The organism is Bartonella refiksaydamii (genome assembly GCF_902652675.1).
In the GTDB taxonomy this organism is placed as follows: Bacteria; Pseudomonadota; Alphaproteobacteria; order Rhizobiales; family Rhizobiaceae; genus Bartonella; species Bartonella refiksaydamii.
Window position 1 is genome coordinate 1 of record NZ_LR736347.1, and the last position, 2,512, is coordinate 2,512.

Genomic DNA, 2,512 nt, shown 5'->3' on the forward strand with positions numbered 1-2,512 from the left:
CATCAAGGGAGACTATACCCCCCGCAAGCTTGAACCCTGCTGTCCAACCGGCAAGCTGTTCATGCGTAATTCCATACAAGGGTTGCGAAAAAACACGCCCATAGTCCAAACCCAAAAAGGGACGTAGTTCACCAAAAACTTTTTTCAGAGAAGCGTTATTGCTCCACGGTATTGCACGCAAAGACAAATCATTACGAATAAAAAAACCGTTATTGCCAAAAAGCAAACTCTCGCGCGTTCCACGCACATTAGAAGCGCCGCCCAACGAAATCTGCTCAGCACCCAATAAATTATGTGGAGAATATTGCCCACTCAAAAGATTGCTCAGTATAAAGTCCAAGCCCCCTAGCTTAAAAGGCGTCATGGCACTGATCATACCGGTAAATTTAGCAAATTGCGGCTCCGCATCCCCTGCCCCTGGATCATACTTCTTGACAGAATGAAACAAGGGAAGCCCTTGCAAATAGCCGACATCAAATGTCCATGTTCCACCTAGCATCTGGCGGGAATGCGAAATCCCAAAATTGGCAACGCTATATTGACGACTGCCAACCTCTATCTTATTACCAAGAAGGTAATTGTTGGTCTTTTTATAGGAAAGACCCAAATTCAGCGTGGTGAGTGAAACACTATCACGGTGTACAACTGTGCTTGTGCTGGCGTGCAATTCACTGGAACTGCCTGTTGTTTCTATATCTGTAAAGTTGCCCTTAATAATGCTCTGATAATCATAAACAGTGCCATTTAACGCAAATGTCCAATAACCGTAAGGAATACTCACACTCGCAGAAATATTATTGCTATGTCCCTCTTGTTTGCTTCCACCCCAATAATCTTGCTCACTGCGTTGATAGCCAAAATCCCATAAATCATTCAGCCCTAAAATATTCTCTAGTTTTAAACCCCCACCATAACGCGCATAACCCGTGGAGGCTTGCCCCATATTGTCATGTGTAAGCGTAACCCTAAAAGTCTTATCAGGATGATTGCTAATATTAACAATGGTACTGCCATCTTCACCCCCTGGGAGGAGTTCACTTTGGGCATGCGCCGAAGCCAACCTGTTTATCTGGTCAAGTCCCTGTTCAATATCGCGCATATTAAGAACATGACCTTTAAGCCCTGGAAAAGCATTCCACACAATCTGATTATAACGAGACGCCGGTGAACCATTATAGTAAATATCTGAAAGCTTTCCCTCAACAACAACTAACTTCAGCTCTTTACCACTTTTGATATCTTGGTCTGGAATATAAAAACGCGCCGTCACATAGCCTTGATCCAGATAAACTTTGGTTAACTGTTTGATCAATGTCTGTATATCAGAAAGACCTACACATCTTCCAACATAAGAATCCGTAACTTTTGCTATAGTGTACTTCTTTATATGATAAACCCCATCAACAATAATATGGTCAATGTTGAAGCAATGTCCACCGCCAAGATGCGCCCCTCTATCTCTTTCAAGAGAAGTATCCATTCCTTTGGGTGTTAAAGCTCGTAAATGCTCAATCCTTTTTAATCTTTGCTGCTCAGTGTGCTCACGTGCAAAATTATCTGTTGGAGAATGAAAAATAGCTGAGGAGCGCGCATAAACAGTTATGCTAGTAAACATACCAAATATAGCTAGAAATATTCTCAAAAGAGAACTTTGGCGTAAAAATACAGAAAACAATACAGATTGCCCCCCACTTTGCAGCATTTTGTAAGTATTGCTTTAAAAGCAAATAAAAAGCTAGATTAAAATGCAATGACCATTCAAAACTAATAAGTCATTCTCGTCTAAACTTTTATCACAAGAATACATGCCTTATATTTAAAGACAACTGCCGATAGCACAATATCTTGTTCTCACTCAAGTATAAAAAATCTTTTCCCCATATCTATACAACTAAACGCTTCTCCTCCCCTATCAAGCAAAGACTTTAAAACCCCTTTCACCTTCTCAAAACCCCTCTTTACTCTTAAAAACATGAAATACTATTATCCCCATAGGAGTTGAGTTTTGAAGGTTCCCATTTTAAAGAAAAAACAGTAAAAAATAAAAACGTTATATTTCAATATGTTAAGATTTTACACGCTTTAACAACAATCTCTATTAGCCTTACAAGCTTTAAATATAACCCATAGTATAGGTTTTGAGGAGAGGTGTACCTTCAAAACCTATCTATAAAATGCTTCATAAAACACTTCAAAATACTCATTATGATATTTTCATGCACATAGTGCATTTGTCTTAATTAACACGTGAAATGATCAATAAATTTCATTACTTTGCTAATCTTATCTGTATCATAGGCTGTTGATAAGCAGCTTTTATAAAATTTATTTTTAAGCAGGTTGGGGGCCTTTAGCATCCTTTTCTTATTTTACTATTGCTATTTATTTTAAATAGATCTAGCAGGTTTTATTTAGAGTTTTTTGACACCCATAGATCAACCCTTATAAAGCGGTGGGGTTTTATTTTAAAATGCTTCAATCTCATGCCAAACCACTGACATTACGCTCTCTA

The 2,512-nt window shown here is 38.5% G+C and carries 1 protein-coding gene; it reads right to left on the bottom strand.

Translation table 11 applies throughout. From position 1 onward, the window contains the following. Positions 1–1,702, bottom strand: a 1,702-nt coding sequence (locus tag GQO39_RS08265) for a ShlB/FhaC/HecB family hemolysin secretion/activation protein (protein WP_198039447.1), incomplete at its 3' end; no start/stop codon positions are given. Positions 1,703–2,512: the final 810 nt, after the last annotated feature.